This window comes from Ideonella sp. FW305-24, assembly GCF_058788035.1.
On sequence record NZ_JBYTAI010000004.1, the window covers coordinates 534776 to 555485 of the forward strand.

The following is a 20710-nucleotide window of genomic DNA, read 5'->3' on the forward strand; positions in this document are numbered from 1 at the left end:
GGAAGCAGGTGGCCGTGCTGTTGCCTTTGGCCTGCCTTGCGCCGCGCCGCGCATGCCAAAGCGACTTCCGGAAGTTGTTCCCATGAGCCTGCGCACTGCCTTGCGCCTTTCCCATTCCTCGTTGCGCGCCGCGTTGCGTGTTCCGGCCGCGCTCGCGCTGCTTCTGCAGGCACCGCTGCATGTTGCCGCGCAAACCGCGCCGGCCAGTGAGGCCAGCGACTACGTCGTGACGGCAGCCCGCAGCCAGGTCGTCACCCGCGACTCGGTGCGCCCGGTCACGGTCATCACCGCCGAAGACATCCGCCAGGCCGGTGCCGGTTCGTTGACCGACCTGCTGCGCACGATGGGGGGTGTGGAGATCACGCACAACGGCGGCCTGGGCCAGGCCAGCAGCATCTTCATGCGCGGTGCCAGTTCGGACCACACGGTCCTGATCGTCGACGGCGTGCGCCTGGGATCGGCCACCTTGGGCACCGCTTCGTTCGAGTCCATTCCGCTGGCGTTGATCGAGCGTGTGGAAGTCCTGCCCGGACCGTCATCCAGCCTCTACGGCGCTGACGCCATTGGCGGCGTGATCCAGGTCTTCACCAAGAGCGCGTTGCGCTCTCCGGGTGCCACCGTCTCGTTGACCGGCGGCAGCCACAACCTGCAGCAGGCCGTGGCGGGCTACGCCGGCCGCATCGGCGAACAGACCGAGCTGTCTGCCGGCATCGATTTCCTGCGCACCGATGGCATCAATGCCACCAATGCCGACAACACCTACGGCTACAACCCGGACAAGGACGGCTACCTGAACCGCGGCGGCCATGTCGGCATCACCCAGCACTTCGGGCCGGACCAGCAGGTTGCGTTGAAGCTGCTGCGCAGCGTCAGCAAGGTCCATTACGACGATGGTCCGGATCCAGACGCCGACACCCGGCAGGACAGCTACAGCACCACGGTGACGCAGACCATGGCCCTGCAGTGGGCTGGCAAACTGAGCGAGCGTTGGCAGTCCAGCGTTGTGGTGGGCCGCTCGGTCGACCTGTCGAACGACTACAGCACCTTTCCCGGCACCTTCAAGACCACGCAGCAGCAGTTTGGCTGGCTCAATCATGTGGCGCTGGCAGGTGGCACCGCCACCGCGGGCGTGGAGTTCCTGAAGCAGGAAGTCGACAGCGACACGCCTTACAACGTGACCGAGCGCACCATCCGCAGCGGCATGCTGGGTTGGCGTGGCAGCTTCGGCGCGCACTCGGTGCAGATCGACCTGCGCCAGGACCGCAACAGCCAGTTCGGTAACCACGGCACCGGCCAGATTGGGTGGGCCTATGCACTGGACGGCACCAGCCGCGTGCGCGCTTCTTACGGCACCGCCTTCCACGCGCCCACGTTCAACGAGCTCTATTACCCCAACTACGGCGCAGCGGACCTGAAACCCGAACATTCGAAGAGCTTCGAACTGGGTGCCGACACCCGGCTGGGCGGTGCGGACCTGACAGCCACGCTGTTCGAAAACCGTATCAGCAACCTGATCGTGTCAGGTCCGCCCGACTACGACTTGCAGAACATTGCCAAGGCTCGCATCCGCGGCCTGGCCTTGTCTGCTGGTGGACAGCTCACCCGTGACCTGCGCACCAAGCTGAACTTCACCTGGCAGGACCCGCTGAACGAAGAGACCCACGACCAGTTGCGTCGCCGCGCCCGCGTCTTCGGTGGCCTGCACCTGGTGCAGCAACTGGGCACTGCCCAGGTTGGCAGCGACCTGACCTGGGTTGGCAAGCGCTATGACGCCGACGTCGAATCCGCGGACGCGCGCATGGGGGCGTATGGCCTGGTGGACCTGTTCGCCGGCTGGGCCATCACGCCGCAATGGCGCGTCGAGGGCCGTGTCAACAACCTGGCCGACAAGCGCTACACGACGGCCCAGGGCTACAACAGCCCCGGCCGCGAAGCCCAGCTGACCTTGCGCTGGACGCCACCGTTGTGATCGGCCACTGAGCTGCGCCTGCCGCCTGCCATGCTTGCCACCACCGCTCCGCCTGTGCCCACAGCGCCGCGATGGCGCGGTGTGGCGGTGGTGCTGGTGCTGCACGGGCTGGTGCTGTGGGGGTGGTCCATGGCCAGCCGGTCGCGCGAGGTGGTGGTGCAGGTGGACACGCCGGCCCTGGTCATGATCCAGGTCGCCGCGCAGTCACCTGCCGTGCCCAAGGTGGCAGCGCCTGCGAAGCCTGGGAGCAGGCCCTTGCCACCGGTTGTGCCCATCCGCATGCCGCCTGCGCCACCGGCGGCCGCCATTTCAGAAGCCTTGGCCAGCACCGCCACACCCGCGCCTGCGCCAGCGGTCTCGGCCGCCAGCGCCGTGCCAGTCCTGGTGGCTGCTGCATCCGCCGCCAGTGCAGCCAATCCGGCAGCTCGCCTGACCCGCGCACCGCAGCCGCTGCCTGGCAACCCGCTGCCGGTCTACCCGGAAGCGGCGCGGGAAGACGGGCTGGAAGGCCGCGTGGCGATGTGGGTCGAGGTGCAGGCCGACGGCCTGGTGGGCGAAGTGCGATGGGCGCAGACCTCCGGCACCCGGCTGCTGGACCAGGCTGCGCGGGATGCCGTGCGCCGCTGGCGCTTTGCGCCTGCGCTGCAGGCCGGCGAGCCGGTGGCGGGCAGGCTGCTGCTGACGCTGCAGTTCCGGCTGCAAGGCCCCGTGAGCTGGCTGGCCCAAGCCGAAGCGTCGCTCTGAGTTCCTCATTTCAACCAGCTTGTTTGCATGCCCTCTGCGCCTTCCACTTCATCGCCTGCCGAGTTGCACGGACCGCGCGCGCTGCGGCCGATGAGCCGTGGCCGGGCCTGGCGCATAGCGCTGGTGCTGGCCGCGCTGCTGCTGCTGGTGTTTGCCGTGGCGCTGGCCAGTGGCAGCAGCCTGCTGAGCTTCGACCAGGTGCCGCGCCTGCTGCTGTGGCCCGACGACAGCCCTGCCGCCGAGGTGCTGCACAGGCTGCGCCTGCCACGCGCATTGGCGGCGATGAGCACCGGCGCTTTGCTGGCAATGTCCGGTGCCTTGATGCAGGTGCTGCTGCGCAACCCGCTGGCAGACCCGTATGTGCTGGGCCTGTCCGGCGCCGCAGCCCTGGGCGCGCTGGCCATGCTGGCGCTGGGCTGCGGGCTGTGGGCGGTGCAGGGCGGGGCGCTGGTCGGCGCGCTGCTGGCGGTCGCGGCAGTGTTCTTCCTTGGCCGGCACGACATGGGCCGGCTGGACGCCAGCAGCAGCCAGGACGACACGCCACGCCTGCTGTTGACCGGCGTGATGATCTCGTCCATCGCGATGGCCGGCGTGGGCCTGATCCTCAGCCTGGCGCCCGGCGAGCGGCTGCGCGGCATGCTGTTCTGGATGATGGGCGACCTGTCCGGCAGCGAGCTTTCGGGCTGGCTGCTGGCGCTGCCGGTGCTGATGTGCGCCGCGCTGCTGCCCTGGGCGCGCGACTTGAACCTGCTGCTGCGCGGCCCCGGCCCGGCGCAGATGCTGGGCGTGCCGGTGCGCCGCGTGCGGGCCATGGTCTACCTCGCAGCCTCGCTGGGCGCCGCGGTGGCCGTCTGCACCGCGGGCACCATCGGCTTTGTCGGCCTGGTCGTGCCGCATGCATTGAGGTTGCTGTTTGGCAATGACCAGCGCCTCCTGCTGCCAGCCAGCGCCTTGGCCGGTGCCGCTTTCCTGCTGGCTGCCGACACGCTGGCGCGCACCGTGGCCGCGCCGCTGCAGCTGCCGGTGGGCGTGGTCACTTCCTTGATCGGCGCACCGACCTTCATCGTGCTGCTGGCACGGCGGGGAGGGCGGGTGTGACGGTGCGGCCACTGCCCCTGAGCGTGGACACCAGCCTGCTGGCCACGCATGAGCTTTCCGTTCGCGTTGGCAGCCGCACGCTGGTGCCGGCGCTGTCGTTTGCCATTCGGCCTGGCGAGTTCTGGTGCCTGATCGGCCGCAACGGCGTGGGCAAGACGCTGCTGCTGCACACGCTGGCCGGTGCCAGGCTGCCTGCAGCCGGTTTGCTGCAGATGGGCGGCAAGCCCTTGGCCAACTGGAAGCTGGACGAACTGGCCTGCTGGCGCGGTTTCATGCCGCAGCAGCTGCACGACGCTTTTGCCACGCCGGTGCTGGACGTGGTGCTGCAAGGCCGCCACCCGCACCTCTCGCGCTGGCATTGGGAAGGCGAGGCGGACCATGCGCTGGCGCGGGCCGCGCTGGCCCGTGTGGGCCTGGCCGGTTTCGAGTCGCGCGACGTGCGTTCGCTTTCCGGCGGCGAGCGCCAGCGCGTGGCGCTGGCCACCTTGATCACCCAAGACCCACCGCTGGCGCTGCTGGACGAGCCCCTGGCCCACCTGGACCTGGCGCAGCAACTGCGCATGCTGACCTTGCTGCAGGACGAAGTGCGCCAGCGCGGCCGCGCAGTGCTGATGTCGGTGCACGACCTCAGCCTGGCCGAGCGCGTTGCCACCCATGTGCTGCTGCTGCCGGGCGGCGGCGAGCCGGCGCTGGCCGGCCCGGTCGCGCAGGTGATGCAGGCCGACACGCTCTCCGCCGCCTTCGACCAGCCGCTGCGCTGCCACACCTTGGATGGCCACCGCTGGTGGCTCCCTCTCTGAACCACTGGCCCGCTCATGACACAAGACGAAACCCCGGAAGACATCGAGGCCCGCCACAAGGCCAGGATGCAAAAGCACAAGGCCGCGGTCGACCAGCGCATTGCCAAGGCTGACACCGACACCGGCGTCTTGCTGGTCATGACCGGCCCCGGCAAGGGCAAGAGCAGCTCCGGCTTTGGCATGGTGGCGCGTGCGCTGGGCCACGGCATGCGGGTGGGCGTGGTGCAGTTCATCAAGGGCGCGATCCCCACCGGCGAAGAGCGCTTCTATCGCCGCTTCCCGGAAGAGGTGGCCTACCACGTGACAGGCGAAGGCTTCACATGGGAGACGCAGAACCGGGCACGCGACGTCGAGCGTGCCGAGGCCGGCTGGGAGATCGCCCGCGGCTTGTTGCGGGACCCGGAAGTCGGCCTGGTGCTGCTGGACGAGCTCAACATCGTGCTCTCGCACGACTACCTGGACACCGCCACGGTGCTGGCCGACATCGCCGCCCGGCCCACCCACCAGCACGTGGTGGTGACCGGCCGCGGTGCGCCGCAGGCCTTGATCGAGCTGGCGAACACCGTCAGCGAAGTGAAGGTCGTGAAACACGCCTTCAAGCAAGGCATTCGCGCCCAGCCCGGCCTTGAGTTCTGAACCCTTTACTGAAAGCATTGCGATGAGCCTCAACCTGAACCTGGCCGCTGTGCCCACTTCGCTGGACGCCGCGCTGCGCGCCAAGATCGACGGCAAGACCAAGCCGCTGGGCGCGCTGGGTCGCCTCGAAACGCTGGCGCTGCAGATCGGCCGCATCCAGCAGAGCTTGTCGCCCAAGCTGAGCGAGCCGCATCTGGTCGTCTACGCCGGCGACCACGGCATTGCCGAGGAGGGCGTGAGCGCCTTCCCGCAGGACGTGACCTGGCAGATGGTGCTGAACTTCCTGGCCGGCGGCGCGGCCGTCAACGTGCTGGCACGCGAGCTGGGCATGGCGGTGCAGGTGGTGGACGCGGGCGTCAAGCATGACTTCGGCGACCAGCCGGCGCTGTTGGATGCCAAGATCGCGCAGGGCACGCGCAACAGCGCGGTCGAGCCCGCGATGGACCGGGCCGAGGCCGAGCTGGCGCTGGCGCGTGGCCAGGCCCATGCTGAGTCCTTGAAGGCGCGCGGCTGCCGCGTGGTCGGCTTTGGCGAGATGGGCATTGCCAACACCAGCGCGGCTTCGCTGCTGCTGCACAAGCTGGCCGGCGTGCCGCTCGCGCAGGCGGTAGGCCGCGGCACCGGGTTGGATGACGCGGGCCTGGCGCGCAAGCTGGCGGTGCTGGAGCGCGCTGCGGCACGCACCGGCCAGCTCACCGACCCGATCGACGTGCTGACAGAATACGGCGGCTTCGAGATCGCGATGATGGCCGGCGCGATGCTGGGCGCGGCGCAGGCCGGCATGGTGCTGCTGATCGACGGTTTCATCGCCAGCAGCGCCCTGCTGGTGGCCGCGAAGCTGGCGCCGGCCATCACCGAATACGCTGTCTTTGCCCACCAGTCCGCCGAAGCCGGCCACCAGGCGATGCTGGCCGCGCTGGGCGCGCAGCCGCTGCTGGCGCTGGACCTGCGGCTGGGCGAGGGCAGCGGCGCGGCCTTGGCGTTCCCGCTGCTGCGCGCATCAGTGGCCATCCTCAACGACATGGCCAGTTTTGCCTCGGCCGGAGTCTCGGAGCGCGGCGAGTGACAGCGTCGCCTGCCCGTTGCCGCGCGCTGCTGGTCAGCGCACCGGCCTCCGGCCAGGGCAAGACGACGGTGACCGCAGCGCTGGCCCGGGCCTGGCAGCGGCAAGGCTTGCGCGTGCGCATCTTCAAGACCGGGCCGGACTTCCTGGACCCGATGGTGCTGGCCCGCGCGGCCCGCTCGCCATGCTGGCAGCTGGACCAGTGGATGGGCGGCGAAGCGGACGTGCAGGCGCAGCTCTGGCGCGCAGCGCAAGAGGCCGACGTGCTGCTGGTCGAAGGTGTGATGGGCTTGTACGACGGCAGCGCCAGCAGCGCGGCACTCGCAGCGCGCTTTGGCCTGCCGGTGCTGGCGGTGATCAATGCTTCGGCGATGGCGCAGACCTTTGGCGCGCTGGCGCATGGCCTGGCCACCTATCCCGGCGCGCCGGCGGGCCTGCAACTGGCCGGCGTGCTGGCCAACCGCGTGGGCAGCGCCGGCCATGCCGAGATGCTGCGCGAGAGCCTGCCGCCCGGCATCACATGGTTCGGCGGGCTGGCGCGCGACGAGCGCTGGACGCTGCCGGAGCGTCACCTGGGCCTGGTCGCGGCCGATGAGCTGGACGACCTGGACGCGCGGCTGGACGCCGCCGCCGACGCGCTGATGGCGCAAGGCCTGCCGTTGCCGCCCGAAGTTCGCTTCGCGCCGCCGCCGAGCTCGCCCGAATTGACGGCTTCGCTGGCCGGCGTGCGCATCGCCATCGCGCGGGACGCCGCGTTTGCCTTCCTGTACCCGGCCAACCTGGCGCTGCTGCGTGAACTGGGCGCCGAACTGAGTTTTTTCTCTCCGCTGGCCAATGAGGCGGTGCCAGAAGGCGCGCAGGCGCTGTACCTGCCTGGCGGCTACCCGGAGTTGCACCTGGACGCGCTGGCCGCTGCCCAAGTCGCGCGGGACAGCGTGCTGGCCCACCACCAGGCCGGCCGGCCGCTGGTGGCCGAATGTGGCGGCCTGCTGGCGCTGGCAGAAGGTCTCACCGACAAGCAGGGCCGGCGCGCCGCGATGTGGGGTCTGCTGCCCGGCGAGGCGCTGATGCAGCCGCGGCTGGTCAACCTGGGCATGCACAGCGTCGAAGTGCCCGCTGTCGGCACGGTGCGCGGCCACACCTTCCACCACGCCGCCTACGAATGCCCGCTGCCGGCCTCTGGCCACAGCACGGCCCAGCGCCACCATGGCCGGCCCGAAGCGGTCTACCAGCAGGGGCGCTTGTGGGCTTCGTTTGTGCACCTGTACCTGCCGTCGAACCCGGCCGCCGCGGTGGCCTTGTTCAAGCCCTGAGATGGTGGCTTGGACGCCTTGGAGTCGGCCCGAATTGGCCTGCGCGGCGGTGCTCGCCATGGCCGTGGCGCTGGCGGTGGACCGCTGGCTGGGCGAGCCGCCGCTGCGCTGGCACCCTGTCGTGCGGATGGGTCACTACCTGGGTGCGCTGGGGCCGCGGCTGTGGCCGCTCAGGCGGACGGCGGGGCGCGTGGCGGGTGCCTTGGCGTGGCTGCTCGGCGCGGCCGGGGTGCTGGGGCTGGCCTGGGCGCTCCAACTCGGGCTGGCGCGCCTGGCGGCTGCCGTCCTGCCGGCGGGCTGGGACTGGCTGCTGCAGGGCCTGCTCGCAGGCCTGCTGCTCAAGCCGCTGCTGGCCTGGCAGATGCTGCACGACGAGGTGGCGGCCGTGGAAGCGGCGCTGGGCGAGTCGCTGGACGCTGGCCGGCTGCGGCTGAGCCGGCTGGTCAGCCGTGACGTGACGCAGCTGTCAGCCATCGAGGTGCGGGAAAGTGCGCTGGAGAGCCTGGCCGAAAACCTCAACGATTCGCTGGTCGCGCCGCTGTGCTGGTTCGCGCTGGCCGGCCTGCCGGGCGCGGCGCTCTACCGCTTTGCCAACACGGCAGACGCGATGTGGGGCTACCGCGACCACCGGCGCTGGGCCGGCGCCTGGGCGGCGCGGGTGGATGACGTGCTCTCGTGGTTGCCGGCGCGCGTGTCGGCGCTGCTGCTGTGCGCCGCTGCCTGGCGCTGGCCGGGGGCTGCAGCGCTGTGGCGCGAGGCCGGTCGAACACCTTCACCGAATGGCGGCTGGCCGATGGGTGCGCTGGCCTTGCTGCTGGACCGGCGGCTGGGAAAACCGGCCACTTATGTGCTCAACCAGGGCGCGCCGCTGCCGCAAAGCCAGGACACGGCAGTTTCCTTACGTTGGTGCGCCCGTGCTGCAGGTGGGGCCGCCATGCTGGCGTCGTCAATATTGTTGATACTCGGGTTCTGGACGTCAACAACGGGGTCGCAGCCTGGCCGGTCTGGCCAAGCGCTGCCGAACCCCGAATGGGAGCTGAAACATGAGTCTTGAACGTGGCCTGGCGGCGCCGCCGCCTGTCTTCCTGTCCGTGCACGGAGGGCCCGACGCCGGGCCGCCCATCCGCCACGACTTTTCCACCAACGCCAACCCGCTGCCGCCGCTGCCGCTGCTGATGGAGCGCCTGGCACGCGCCGACCGCACCCGCTACCCCGATCCCACCTACGCCGCGCTGACCGAGGCGCTGAGCCAGCACCATGGCGTGCATGCACGGCGCGTGCTGCCCACGGCCGGCAGCAGCGAAGGCATTCGCCGGCTGACGCTGGCGGCCGCGCAGCGCGGCCGGCGCCAGGTCTGGATTCCCGAGCCGGGCTATGGCGACTACCGCGCCGCCGCGCTGGCGCTGAGCCTGCCGGTGCGCACATGGAACGAGCCCTCGGCGCTGCTGGAAGGGCTGCGCCGCGAGCCAGCGGCGGCGCTAGTCTGGATCACCGAACCTTGCAATCCCACGGGTGGCACCCTGCCCGAACTCTTCTGGCGCGAGCTCGCCGCGCTGGCCGACCAGCAGGGCGCCTGGCTGGCCCTGGACCGGGCCTACGAGCCGCTGCGGCTGCAGGGCCAGGACCCGGTGCCGGCTGCGGTGGCCCAGCAGTGCTGGCAGCTGTTCTCGCCGAACAAGTCGCTGGGCCTGACGGGCGTGCGCGCCGGCTACATGCTGGCCCCGCTGCAGGCAGGTCTTGCCAACACCAACCTGCTGCTGGCGCTGGCCGCCAGCTGGGTGGTGTCGGCCGAAGGCGAGGCGCTGCTGCGTGCGCTGCCGCTGCCGGAGGTCCAGGGCTGGCTGGCCGATTCGCGGCTGCGTTTGATCGACTGGCGGATGCAGCAGGCGGCGCTGCTGGCCGAGCTGGGCTGGGCCCAGCGGCAGTCGGTGGTGCCGTTCTGGCTGGCCAGGCCGCCGGTGCCTTCGGCGGCGCTGGGACGCTGCCTGCAGCAGTTGCGCGAGCAGGGCATCAAGCTGCGTGACGCGCAATCCTTCGGCCTGCAGGGCTGGGTGCGGCTGTCCACCCAGCACCCCGAGGCCCAGGCCGCGCTGGCCGAAGGCTGGCGCGCCCACATGGCCAGGCCGGGCGCGCAGTGGTCCACCAGCACCATCCAGTCCACCTTCTGAAGCGCTTGCCCGGCATGCACGAGCTGCGCCTTTTCCTGACCGCCCTGCAGTTCTTCACCCGCGTGCCGGTGCCCGGCTGGGTGGGCTGGTCGCCCGCGCAGCTCAACGCCTCGGCCCGCCATTTCCCAACGGTGGGCTGGCTGGTCGGTGCGGTCTGCGGCACGGTGCTGGCCGGTGCCGGCTGGCTCTGGCCGCCGCTGGTGGCGGCGCTGCTGGCCATCGCCGCTGGCGTGTGGATGACCGGCGGTTTCCACGAAGACGGCCTGGCCGACAGCAGCGACGGTTTCGGCGGTGGCCGCGAGCGCGATCACGTGCTGGCGATCATGAAGGACTCGCGCATTGGCAGCTATGGCGCCATTGCGCTGGTGCTGGCGCTGGGGCTGAAGGCGGCGCTGCTGGCCGAGCTGCTGCGACAGCATCCGGTGCTGGGCTGGACCGCTTTTGGCGCGCTGATGGCCGCGATGCTCAGCGCCCACGCCTTGAGCCGCTGGGCCGCGCTGCTGGTGATGGCGAGGCTGGACTATGTGCGCGAGGACGCGCTGTCCAAGTCCAAACCGATTGCGCAAGGCGTGCCGCTGCCGGCCTTGGCCGTCGCCACCGTGCTGGCCTTGTTGCCGGGGCTGCTGCTGGGTGGCGGCTGGCGTGTGGGCCTGGCCTGGCTGGTCGCCGCTGTGGTCGGCGGGCTGGCCATCCGCTTCTGCCGCAGGCGCCTGGGCGGCTATGTGGGTGACGCGCTGGGCGCCACGCAGCAACTGGCCGAGCTGGCGGTGCTGCTGGCCTGGGTGGCGCGGGCCTGAAGCATGGCCTTGATCCTGCTGCGCCACACGCGCGTGGACGCGCCGGCCGGGCTTTGCTACGGCTGGCATGACGTGGCCTTGCTGGCGCCCCCGCAGCCTTCGTTCGACGACGTGCAAGCCGCGCTGCAGGCCTTGCTCGCTCGCCTGGGCCTGAAGCTGGCCGCCGTGCACAGCAGCCCGCTGCAACGTGCCGCCTTGCTCGCGCAGCACCTGGCCGAAGCGCACGCCGCCAGGCTGACGACCGATGCCCGTTGGCGCGAGCTGTCGTTTGGCGAATGGGAGGGCAGGCGCTGGGACTTCATTGACCGCGCGCAGAGCGACCCCTGGGCCGAAGACCCGCTGCGCCGCGCGCCACCCGGTGGCGAGACCCTGGCCGCGCTGGCCGAGCGGGTGAGGGCTGCACGAGACGGTTTGCGGGACGCGGCTTCGAGGCCAGGCGAGGCAGTGCTCGCAGTCGGGCATGCCGGCCCGATGCGGGTGCTGCTGGCCGATGCACTGGGCTTGCCGCTGTACCCGCCGGTTGAACGGGCACTGGACTTTGGTGGCCTGCTGGCCCTACGGCCGACGCGTGATGGCTGGTGCTTGGCCGAGGAGATGCCGTGAAGTTGAGACGCCCCGAGATGCCGCTGGCCGAAGCCGAGGTCGCCGCGCTGGCGGCGCAGGACGATGGGCCGCGGCACACGCTGTTGATCGGCGGCGCACGCTCGGGCAAGAGCGCGCTGGCCGAGCGCCGCGCCGCCGAGTGTGAATCGGCGGGCGCCGAGGTCGTGGTCATCGTCACGGCCCAGGCGCTGGATGAAGAGATGGCCGCGCGCATTGCCGCGCACCGTGCCGTGCGGCCCGCTGGCTGGCGCACGGTGGAAGCGCCTCAGGCGCTGGCCACCACGTTGCATGCCGAGGACGCGCCGAACCGCGTGCTGCTGGTCGACTGCCTGACGCTGTGGCTCAGCAACCTGCTGTTCGACGCTGAAACAGATGTCGAATTGCGTGCGCTGCAGCCCAGCCAGCGCTGGGTCGACGAACGCGCCGCGCTGCTGGCCTTGTTGCCCACGCTGCGCGGTGAGCTGATCCTGATCGGCAATGAAGTCGGCCACGGCATCGTGCCCATGGGCGCGGGCAACCGCCTGTTCGTCGACGAAAACGGCCGGCTGCACCAGGCGCTGGCGGCGCACTGCGCGCGGGTGGAATTCGTGATGGCCGGCTGTGCGCTGGCGCTCAAAACATCTTGAGGGAGTGGGAATGAAGTGGTTCGGGAAGGCCGCCGTGCGCGGCCTGGTGGCGGCGTGTGGCCTGGCTTTGCAAGGCCTCGCGATGGCCGCGCCAGTCAGCGTGCTGGACGACGATGGCCAGCGCATCACGCTGCCAGCACCGGCACAGCGCATCGTCAGCCTCGCGCCGCACACCACCGAGCTGCTGTTCGACGCGGGTGCTGGCGCCAAGGTGGTGGCCACCGTGCGCTATGGCGACTACCCCGAGGCCGCGAAGAAGCTGCCGCAGGTGGGCGATGCACACAGCCTGGACCTGGAGCAGATCGCCGCACTGAAGCCGGACCTGATCGTCGTCTGGATGCACGGCAACTCGGCGCGTCAGATCGAGCGCCTGCATGCGCTGAAGCTGCCCATCTTCCACAGCGAGCCGCGCAGCCTGCCCGCGATTGCAGACGGCATGCGCCGGCTGGGCCTGCTCGCCGGCACCGAGCCGGCAGCCAATGCCGCGGCCGATGCCTTCATGGCCGACCTGGGCGCCTTGCGCCAGCGCTACAGCGGCCGCCTACCCGTCAAGGTTTTCTACCAGATCTGGTCCAAGCCGCTGATGACTGTGAACAAGGGCCACCTGATCAGCGACGTGATCTCGCTGTGCGGCGGTGTCAACGTGTTTGCCGACCAGCCGCTGTTGGTGCCCACGCCCAGCGTCGAAGCGGTGCTGGCCACGCAGCCCGAGGTGCTGGCCACCGGCACGCCGGATGGCAAGCCCGACGACAGCCTGCAGCCCTGGCAAGGCCTGAAGGCCTTTGCGCCAGTGGCGAAAAACCAGGTCATCTGGCTGACCTCGGACGAGATCAGCCGCCACACGCCGCGCATCCTGCTGGGTGCCAGGCAGATGTGCGAGGGGCTGGACGCTGTGCGGGCCAAGTCCAAGTGAAAGGTGCGCTGATGGTGCAGGGCACTACGTCGGATGCCGGCAAGAGCACCGTCGTGGCGGGCCTGGCGCGCGTGCTGGTGCGGCAGGGCATTCGGGTGGCACCGTTCAAGCCGCAGAACATGGCGCTCAACAGCGCGGTGACGGCAGACGGCGGCGAGATCGGTCGGGCGCAGGCGCTTCAGGCGCTGGCCGCGCGGGTCGCGCCCACGGTCGACATGAACCCGGTGCTGCTCAAGCCCAGCTCGGACACCGGCGCGCAGGTCATCGTGCACGGCAAGGTGCTGGCCGACATGAATGCGCGGGCCTACCACGACTACAAGCGCGTGGCCTATGCCGCGGTGGCCGAGTCCTTCGCCCGGCTGCGCGCGGCCTACGACGTGGTGCTGGTCGAAGGGGCCGGCAGCCCGGCCGAGATCAACCTGCGCGACCGCGACATCGCCAACATGGGCTTTGCGCTGCCGCATCAAGTGCCGGTCCTGCTGGTGGCCGACATCGACCGCGGTGGCGTGTTCGCCCACCTCACCGGTACGCTGGCCTGTCTGGCAGATGACGAGCAGGCGCTGGTGCGCGGCTTCCTGATCAACCGCTTCCGTGGCGACATCGGCCTGCTGCAGCCCGGGCTGGACTGGCTGGAGGCGAAGACCGGTAAGCCGGTGTTCGGCACGCTGCCCTACCTGCACGGCCTGCAACTGGATGCCGAGGACGCGATCCAGGTCGCACAGCTGGCACATGGTGACGGGCCCAGGCTCAAGGTCATCGTGCCGGTGCTGCCTCGCATCAGCAACCACACCGACTTCGACGCGCTGCGCGCCCATCCGCAGGTCGAGCTGTCATTCATCGGGCCGGGCCAGGCCATCCCGCCGGCTGACCTGATCGTGCTGCCCGGCAGCAAGAGCGTGCAGGCCGACCTGCGCTGGCTGCGTGCCAACGGCTGGGAGCCGGCCATCCAGCGCCATCTTCGCTATGGCGGCAAGCTGATCGGCATCTGCGGCGGCCTGCAGATGCTGGGCCGTGCGCTGCACGACCCACTCGCGCGTGAAGGCGGCGGCAGCGAAGCGGGACTGGGCCTGCTGGACTTCGAGACCACGCTGGCGGCCGAGAAGCAGCTGCGCCAGGTCCAGGGCTGGCTGACCTGGGACGAAGAGGCTGCGGTGACGGGTTACGAAATCCACCTTGGCGTGAGCGATGGGCCGGCGATGCAGCGGCCCGCACTGACCCTGGCGGGCGGTCGACCCGACGGGGCTTTGTCGGCAGACGGCCAGGTGCTCGGCACCTATGTGCACGGCCTGTTCGACCAGCCCGAGGCCCAGGCCGCGCTGCTGCGCTGGGCCGGCCTGGGGCAGGCCGCGGCGGTGGACCTGGCCGCCCTGCGCGAAGCTAGCCTGGAGCGGCTGGCGGATTCGCTGGAGGCGTCAATGGACCTGCCGGCCTTGTGGGCGCAACTGGAGCCCTGAACGGTCTCCCTAGAAACCTTGCTTCACACAACGGGCGTCAACGATGCGTCAACGGTGTTTGGGCGGCCAGCGTTGGCCTGATGGAACAAGCAGCGCTCGATGCACTCCAACCGCATCGACCTTCTCCGGCGGGCAAGGCCTCGCCGGGCCGCATGGCCCATGTCCGCGTCGCGGTGCATCGGTCCCAAGACTCACCGAGAACAGGAAGCGCACATGTTGACCCCCTCCTCCCAGCCCACCTTGCGCCGGCGCAGCTGGCTCGCCGGCATGGGCCTGGGCGCTGCGGCGCTGGCCACCGGCTGTTCGGCGCCGGCCGTGCAGTCGGCACCCGCGCCGGCCACGCCCGAGCCAGCGCCCGGCACGCCGCTGGGCCCCGTCAGCGTGGAAGACCGGCAGTGGCTGGAGCGCCTGTCCTGGGGTGCCAACGACAGCCTGGCGCGGGAATTCCAGGCCATGGGCCGTGAGCGCTGGCTGGCAATGCAGCTGACGCCGCAATGGCCGCCCACGCTGCCACCGGTGGTCAAGGCGCAGATTGACGCGCTGGACATCAGCCGCAAGCCAATGCTGGCGCTTGCGCGAGCCAGCGACGAACAGCGCAAGGCCTGGGTGGCGATGAAAGGCGACGAGCAAGTGGCCGCGCGCCAGGCCTGGCAGCAGGAGATGGCGCGCCTCACCACCGAGGCCGTCAACCGGCAACTGCTGCGCAGCCTCTATGCGCGCGAGCAACTGCAGGATCAGATGGGCTGGTTCTGGTTCAACCACTTCAACGTCTACGCCCAGAAGGCCAACCTGCGGGTCATGATGGGCGATTACGACGACACCATCCGCCCGCTGGCGCTGGGCCGTTTCCGAGACCTGCTGGGCGCGGTGATCCATCACCCGGCCATGCTGCGCTACCTGGACAACGACCAGAACCGCGTTGGCAAGCTCAACGAGAACCTGGGCCGCGAACTGCTGGAGCTGCACACGCTGGGCGTGGACGGCGGCTACAGCCAGCAGGACGTGCAGGAAATGGCACGCGTGCTGACCGGCTTCGGCCTGCAGATCGAGGAACAGAACCCGCGCATGAAGCCCGAGTTCGAGGCACAGTACCTGCGCCGCGGACTGTTCGAGTTCAACCCGCAGCGGCATGACCCGGGTTCGAAGAAAGTGCTGGGCGAGACGGTGCAAGGCCAGGGCGGCGTGGCCGAGCTGAACGGTGTGCTGGACCGCCTGGCGCGCCACCCATCGACTGCGCGCCACATCTGCCGCAAGATCGCCGTCTACCTGGTGGCCGACGAACCCTCGCCGGCGCTGGTGCAGAAGCTCTCGGCGCGCTACCTGGCGAGCGATGGTCGCATCGACCAGGTGCTGCGCGAGCTGTTCGCCGCGCCCGAGTTCGCGGCCTCGCTGAACAAGCGCTTCAAGGACCCGATGCAGTTCGTGCTGTCCGCCGTGCGCCAGTGCCATGACGGGCAGACGGTGGTCAACACGCAGCCGATCCGTGGCTGGCTGCAGCGCCTGGGCGAGGCGCCCTACATGCGCGTGACGCCCGATGGCTACCCGCTAGAAAGCTCGGCCTGGAATGGCCAGGGCCAGTTGACGGCACGTTTCGAGCTGGCGCGCATCATCGTCACCGGCGGCAATGTGAACAACCACCTCTTCCGCGCCGAGGGCGACCCGCCGCTGGCACAGGTGCCGCAGGCGCGGGCACGCGGCGAACTGTTCAAGGCGGCGATCGAGCCGACGCTGGCACAGGCCACCAAGGTCGCGCTGACCCAGGCCGCCACGCCGCGCGAAGCTGATGCGCTGTGGCTGTCGTCCCCCGAATTCATGTGGCGCTGAGCCTGCGGAGTATTTGCAAATGACCGTGATGCTGAACCGACGCCAACTGCTGGGCCGCGCCGCAGCCAGCCTGCCATTGCTGGCCGGCACCTTTTCGTCCACCTCGCTGTGGGCCGGGCCGAACGACCTGCCGCGCACGCTGATCGTCTTCCTGCGCGGCGCCTATGACGCCAACAGCCTGCTGGTGCCCTACACCAGTTCGTTCTACTACGAGAGCCGGCCCAACATCTCAATCGCCAAGCCCGACGGCGGCAGCGATGGTGCGCAGAAGCTGGACGCCGACTGGGCGCTCGCGCCGGCCACGACCGAGAGCCTGATGCCGCTGTGGCAGAAGAAGCAACTGGCCTTCGTGCCTTTTGCCGGCAGCGAAGACGTGAGCCGCAGCCACTTCGAGACGCAGGACAACTTCGAGCTGGGCCAGGGCGTGGGCGGCAGCCTGCAATACCGCAACGGCTTCATGAACCGCCTGGCCACCACGCTGGGCGTGCAGAAGCAGCCCGGCCGCGAGGCGCTGGCCTTCACCGACCAGTTGCCGCTGATCTTCCAGGGCAAGTTGGCGGTGGGCAACCAGGGCTTGCGCTCTGTGGGCCGCGGTGGCATGGACGAGCGCCAGGCCAACCTGGTCCGCAGCATGTATGCGCAGACGCCGCTGTCCGGCGCGGTCGACAGCGGCTTCGACACCCGGCGCGAAGTGCTGCAGGAAATGGGCGAGCAAAAGGACATGGCCAGCCGCAACGCCATTGGCTCCAAGGGCTTCGAGGCCGAGGCCAAGCGGGTGGCCAAGCTGATGCGCGAGCGCGTGGCGCTGGGCTTCATCGACGTGGGCGGCTGGGACACGCATGCCAACCAGGGGGCCGCGCTGGGCGGCCTGGCCACGCGGCTGTCGGAGTTGTCGGCCGGCCTGGCGGCGTTTGCCACTGAAATGGGCCCGCAGTGGCAGAACACCACCGTGATCGTGGTCAGCGAGTTCGGCCGCACCTTCCGCGAAAACGGCAACCGCGGCACCGACCACGGCCACGGCACCGTCTACTGGGTGATGGGCGGCGGCCTGAAGGCCGGCGGCAAGGTCGTCGGCCCGCAGCAGCAGCTGCGCGCCGACACCTTGTTCCAGGACCGCGACATGCCGGCACTGACCGACTACCGCGCGATGCTGGCGGGGTTGTGGGGCCGACAGTACGGCATCAGCCTGGCGCAGCAACAGCAGGTCTTCCCCGGCCTGAAGGCTGGCGTGGACCTGGGCCTGGTGTGACCTGGCAGGCTTCCCCATGGGCTGCCAGCGGTCTCTCCAATGGCGGATGACAGCGTCGCCCGGACACGTCATGGTACGAAGTTGCCATCCGGCACTGCACGTCCACCACAAGGCGCTCACCATGAATGACCAGACCCTCCTGAACCACATCACCCAGCTCGTCGAGGAAGAGCACACGCTGCGTGCCGCGCCCACCTCGGCGGGCGCCGAAGCCGAACGCCTGCGCCACGTGGCCGAGCAACTGGACCAGTGCTGGGACCTGCTGCGCCAGCGCCGCGCCAAGCGCGAGTTCGGCGAGAACCCGGCGGAGGCGCATGTGCGCGACGTGGGCACGGTGAAGCGCTACGAAGGCTGAATGCGCAACCGCGGCCGTGGCAGGCATGCTGATGCCTTTGCGGCGCGCGGCCCGGCATGATTCGTTGCGCAACGAAGCGTTTCGGTGGCAAGCTCCCTAGAGTCGGGGCCATGCACTCGTCTGTCCTGCCCAACCCCCCGCCCCGCGTTCCCAGTTCTGTGGAGGTGTGCCCGTCCATCCTCTATTTCGGCACGCCAGTGGCGTTGATCAGCACGCTGAACCTGGAAGGGGCGGCCAATCTCTCGCCCATGTCTTCTGTCTGGGCGCTGGCTGATCGCTTGGTGCTGGGCCTGGCGCAGGCGAGCCAAGGCTGCGAGAACTTCGTGCGCTCTGGCGAAGCGGTGATCAACCTGCCAGGGCCCGACCAATGCGTTGCGGTGGAAGCGCTGGCGCCCACCACCGGCCGGTTTCCCGTGCCGGGTCACAAGCGGGACATGGGCTACCGCCACGAGGGCGACAAGTTCGCCCTGGCCAGGTTCACGCCGCTGGCCTCCCGCTTCGTGGGCCCGCCGCGCATTGCTGAGTGCCCGCTGCAACTGGAGGTGCGTTTGCTGGCCGCCCATGGTGCCTCCGTGGTGGACGGCGCCGACCCCGGCTTCCTGCTGCTCGAAGCCAAGGTGCTGCAAGTCCATGCGCACCAGGACATTGTCCTGCCGGGCAGCCAGCACATCGACACGCAGCGGTGGAGCCCGCTGCTGTATGTGTTCCGCCACTACTTCGCCACCGGTGGCCGATTAGGCCGGAACTTTCGCGCGGAGACCTGAGTTCGCACGTCCCTTGAAGACCTGGCCTGGTCGAGGCCGAGGGCCAGGTCTTTGGGGCGCGCTGCCGCGGGCGTTCAGCAGCTTCAGACGCCCATCGCCGGGTCGCTGGTGCTGTGCTTGCCGTTTTCGATGCGGCCTGCCACGCGCCGCACGAAGGCTGCTTTGCTGCCCACGCTGACCGTCAGGTCGTACCAGCCCTTTTCCGGGCTGGCGTCGTAAGTGACCGTCAGCGAGGTGCCGGCGGGCACTTTGTAGGAAGCTGGCGAGGCATCGCGGTAGGCGTTGATGACGATGTCGAAGCTGCAGTCCGCACTGCCGCTGTTCTTCAGCACCAGCGAGAGCGTGCGGTCCTTGGACGACTGCTTCACTTCCAGCTCGGGGTTGGCCGAAGGGCTCTTCTTGGCCAGGTCGGTGTCGCCCTGCAGGTGGCGGTGGAAGCCGTTCGGGCCGAGGATCCACAGGTCGTAGGCGCCCTGGTCGTCCTTGGCCGACCAGCTGCCGCTCAGGTTCATGCCGGCTTCCACCGTGTAGCGGCGCGGCATGCGGTCCAGATGCAGCTTGTCATAGACGTGGAACACCACGCCCACGCTGCCCTTGTTGCGGAACACCACGTCCACCCGCTTGTCGGCCGCCAGCACCGTGGCGTCCACCTTCAGCACATAGGGCAGGGCGCGCGAGTGGCGGATGCCCCAGGGCTGCGTGGGCAGGGTCTGGCTGGCCTCTGGCGGCACGGGCACTTGTGGCAGCGTTTCCTGCTGGGCGCGCAGCTTGTCGGCCGACTTCTTGGTCAGCTTGGGCAGCGCCGGCAGCGGGTCCACGTTGGGGCTGACGAAGTTGAAGGCCGAGGTCAGGTCACCCGCCACGGCACGGCGCCAGGTGCTGATCTGCGGCTCCTGCACGCCGAAGCGCTGCTCCAGGAAGCGGATGACGGAGGTGTGGTCGAAGACCTGCGAGTTGACCCAGCCGCCGCGGCTCCAGGGCGACAGCACCAGCATCGGCACGCGCGGGCCCATGCCGTAGACCCGGCCGTCGGGCTGCGGCTGGCTGGTCGTGCCGGGCGGGTTGGCGTGGGTGAAACGTTCGCTGTCCACCGGGCAGGTGGAAGCACCGGCCACATTGCCGCTTTCGTCGATGGCGGGCGCTGCCGGGGTAGGCACGTGGTCGAAGAAACCGTCGTTCTCGTCGAAATTGACCAGCAGCACCGTCTTGCTCCACACGGCCGGGTCCGCGGTCAGCGCGTTGAGCACCTGCTCGATGTACCAGGCGCCTTGCACCGGGCTGGACGGGCCAGGGTGCTCGCTGTAGGTCTCGGGCGCGACGATCCACGACACGGCAGGCAACGTGCCGGCCTTGATGTCGTCCTTGAGCGCCTGCAGGAAGCCGCCGTCCGGCATGGTGTTGGCAATGCCCTTGCACAGCGGGCTGATCGCGTCATGCGTGGCAGGCGTGTACGGGATGTACGGCGAGCCGTCGCCGTTGTTGCCCATCGCGATGTTGGCCAGGCGGTAGTTGACGAAGCCGGCCAGCGAGTTGTCGGTGAAGTTGTCCGGCATGTTCTGGTAGACCTTCCAGCTCACGCCGGCGGCCTGCAGGCGCTCCGGGTAGGTGGCCCAGGTGTAGCCCTTGTCCGGGGCTTCCATGCCGTCCCATTCGTTGACCACTGCTGCCACGTTGGCGCCGGTCGGGCCGTTGGTGCCGGTCCACAGGAACAGGCGGTTCGGGTTGGTGCCGGCCTGGATTGCGCAGTGGTAGGCGTCGCACACGGTGAAGGCATTGGCCAGCGCGAACTGGAAGCCGACTTCGGCTTCGCGGTAGTAGCCCATCGAGTGGTCGGTCTTGTAGCGCGGCCATTCATTCAGGCGGCCGGCATTCCAGGCGTTCTGCGCGTCGTTCCACGAGTGCGGCGTGCCCTGCACCCGCTGCGCGTTGCCCTGGCTGCTGTCCAGGTGGTAGGGCAGCACCACGCGGGTGCCATCGCTCTGCTCCCAGACGCTGCGGCCGTTGGCCAGTGGAATCGTGAAACGATCGCCAAAGCCGCGCACACCCACCAGGGTACCGAAGTAGTTGTCGAACGAACGGTTCTCCTGCATCAGGATCACCACGTGCTTGACGTCCTTGATGGTGCCGGTGGTGTTGTCCGCCGGAATGGCCAGCGCGCGGGCGATGGCGGGCGGCAGCGCGGTGGTGGCGGCTGCGGCGGCGGCGAGTTGGGCGGTGCCGCGCAGGAAGCTGCGGCGGTCGGTGGGCTGGTTCATCAGATTCCTGGAAGCTGCAAAGGACCGCGTCACCGGTGCGGTGGCGCATTGGCAAACCACGCAGAATGCAGCGGTTTGA

The 20710-nt window shown here is 69.6% G+C and carries 19 protein-coding genes; 18 read left to right on the top strand and 1 reads right to left on the bottom strand.

The window, feature by feature from the left end; genetic code table 11:
- The first annotated feature begins 82 nt into the window (after positions 1–82).
- The 18 genes from AC3WR5_RS14365 (at position 83) to AC3WR5_RS14450 (ending at position 18376) form a co-directional block, all read left to right on the top strand.
- Positions 83–1969 (top strand): TonB-dependent receptor domain-containing protein, encoded by a 1887-nt coding sequence (locus AC3WR5_RS14365; protein WP_492485398.1) that lies wholly within the window; start codon positions 83–85, stop codon positions 1967–1969.
- A 30-nt stretch (positions 1970–1999) separates the two neighbouring features.
- The gene (locus AC3WR5_RS14370; protein ID WP_492485400.1) at positions 2000–2713 is read left to right on the top strand and encodes an energy transducer TonB; all 714 of its coding nucleotides are present in this window, start codon (positions 2000–2002) and stop codon (positions 2711–2713) included.
- Positions 2714–2740: 27 nt separating this feature from the next.
- Entirely contained in the window at positions 2741–3811 is a 1071-nt protein-coding gene (locus AC3WR5_RS14375) for a FecCD family ABC transporter permease (RefSeq protein ID WP_492485402.1), read from the top strand.
- A gap of 23 nt (positions 3812–3834) precedes the next feature.
- On the top strand, positions 3835–4611 hold the full coding sequence (locus tag AC3WR5_RS14380) for an ABC transporter ATP-binding protein (protein ID WP_492485404.1): 777 nt from the start codon (positions 3835–3837) through the stop codon (positions 4609–4611).
- Positions 4612–4626: 15 nt separating this feature from the next.
- Positions 4627–5247 (top strand): cob(I)yrinic acid a,c-diamide adenosyltransferase, encoded by a 621-nt coding sequence (gene cobO / locus AC3WR5_RS14385; RefSeq protein ID WP_492485406.1) that lies wholly within the window; start codon positions 4627–4629, stop codon positions 5245–5247.
- A 22-nt stretch (positions 5248–5269) separates the two neighbouring features.
- Positions 5270–6313: a nicotinate-nucleotide--dimethylbenzimidazole phosphoribosyltransferase gene (cobT, locus tag AC3WR5_RS14390; protein ID WP_492485408.1), complete on the top strand. Its 1044-nt coding sequence runs from the start codon at positions 5270–5272 to the stop codon at positions 6311–6313.
- Positions 6310–7623, top strand: coding sequence for a cobyrinic acid a,c-diamide synthase CobB (locus tag AC3WR5_RS14395; protein WP_492485410.1), 1314 nt, complete (start codon positions 6310–6312; stop codon positions 7621–7623). Before cobT ends, AC3WR5_RS14395 begins: the two co-directional genes overlap by 4 nt.
- A 1-nt stretch (position 7624) precedes the next feature.
- The gene (locus AC3WR5_RS14400) at positions 7625–8677 is read left to right on the top strand and encodes a CobD/CbiB family cobalamin biosynthesis protein (protein ID WP_492485412.1); all 1053 of its coding nucleotides are present in this window, start codon (positions 7625–7627) and stop codon (positions 8675–8677) included.
- On the top strand, positions 8667–9791 hold the full coding sequence (locus AC3WR5_RS14405; protein WP_492485413.1) for an aminotransferase class I/II-fold pyridoxal phosphate-dependent enzyme: 1125 nt from the start codon (positions 8667–8669) through the stop codon (positions 9789–9791). Before AC3WR5_RS14400 ends, AC3WR5_RS14405 begins: the two co-directional genes overlap by 11 nt.
- Before the next feature lie 14 nt (positions 9792–9805).
- Positions 9806–10588: an adenosylcobinamide-GDP ribazoletransferase gene (locus AC3WR5_RS14410; protein WP_492485415.1), complete on the top strand. Its 783-nt coding sequence runs from the start codon at positions 9806–9808 to the stop codon at positions 10586–10588.
- A 3-nt stretch (positions 10589–10591) separates the two neighbouring features.
- Positions 10592–11191 (top strand): histidine phosphatase family protein, encoded by a 600-nt coding sequence (locus tag AC3WR5_RS14415; RefSeq protein WP_492485417.1) that lies wholly within the window; start codon positions 10592–10594, stop codon positions 11189–11191.
- Positions 11192–11208: 17 nt separating this feature from the next.
- Positions 11209–11817 (top strand): bifunctional adenosylcobinamide kinase/adenosylcobinamide-phosphate guanylyltransferase, encoded by a 609-nt coding sequence (gene cobU / locus AC3WR5_RS14420; RefSeq protein WP_492485490.1) that lies wholly within the window; start codon positions 11209–11211, stop codon positions 11815–11817.
- Between the two features lie 10 nt (positions 11818–11827).
- Positions 11828–12730, top strand: a complete 903-nt coding sequence (locus AC3WR5_RS14425) for a cobalamin-binding protein (protein ID WP_492485419.1) — start codon at positions 11828–11830, stop codon at positions 12728–12730.
- 11 nt (positions 12731–12741) lie between these two features.
- A complete protein-coding gene (locus tag AC3WR5_RS14430) occupies positions 12742–14184 on the top strand; it encodes a cobyric acid synthase (RefSeq protein WP_492485421.1) in 1443 nt (480 codons plus the stop codon).
- A gap of 213 nt (positions 14185–14397) precedes the next feature.
- Positions 14398–16008: a DUF1800 domain-containing protein gene (locus AC3WR5_RS14435; protein WP_492485423.1), complete on the top strand. Its 1611-nt coding sequence runs from the start codon at positions 14398–14400 to the stop codon at positions 16006–16008.
- Positions 16009–16027: 19 nt separating this feature from the next.
- Entirely contained in the window at positions 16028–17257 is a 1230-nt protein-coding gene (locus AC3WR5_RS14440) for a DUF1501 domain-containing protein (protein WP_492485425.1), read from the top strand.
- A gap of 121 nt (positions 17258–17378) precedes the next feature.
- A complete protein-coding gene (locus AC3WR5_RS14445) occupies positions 17379–17612 on the top strand; it encodes a DUF2630 family protein (protein ID WP_492485427.1) in 234 nt (77 codons plus the stop codon).
- 110 nt (positions 17613–17722) lie between these two features.
- The gene (locus AC3WR5_RS14450) at positions 17723–18376 is read left to right on the top strand and encodes a flavin reductase family protein (protein ID WP_492485429.1); all 654 of its coding nucleotides are present in this window, start codon (positions 17723–17725) and stop codon (positions 18374–18376) included.
- Positions 18377–18459: 83 nt separating this feature from the next.
- Here AC3WR5_RS14450 and AC3WR5_RS14455 read toward each other — a convergent pair whose 3' ends face one another.
- Positions 18460–20631, bottom strand: coding sequence for a phosphocholine-specific phospholipase C (locus AC3WR5_RS14455; RefSeq protein ID WP_492485431.1), 2172 nt, complete (start codon positions 20629–20631; stop codon positions 18460–18462).
- Between the last annotated feature and the right edge of the window lie 79 nt (positions 20632–20710).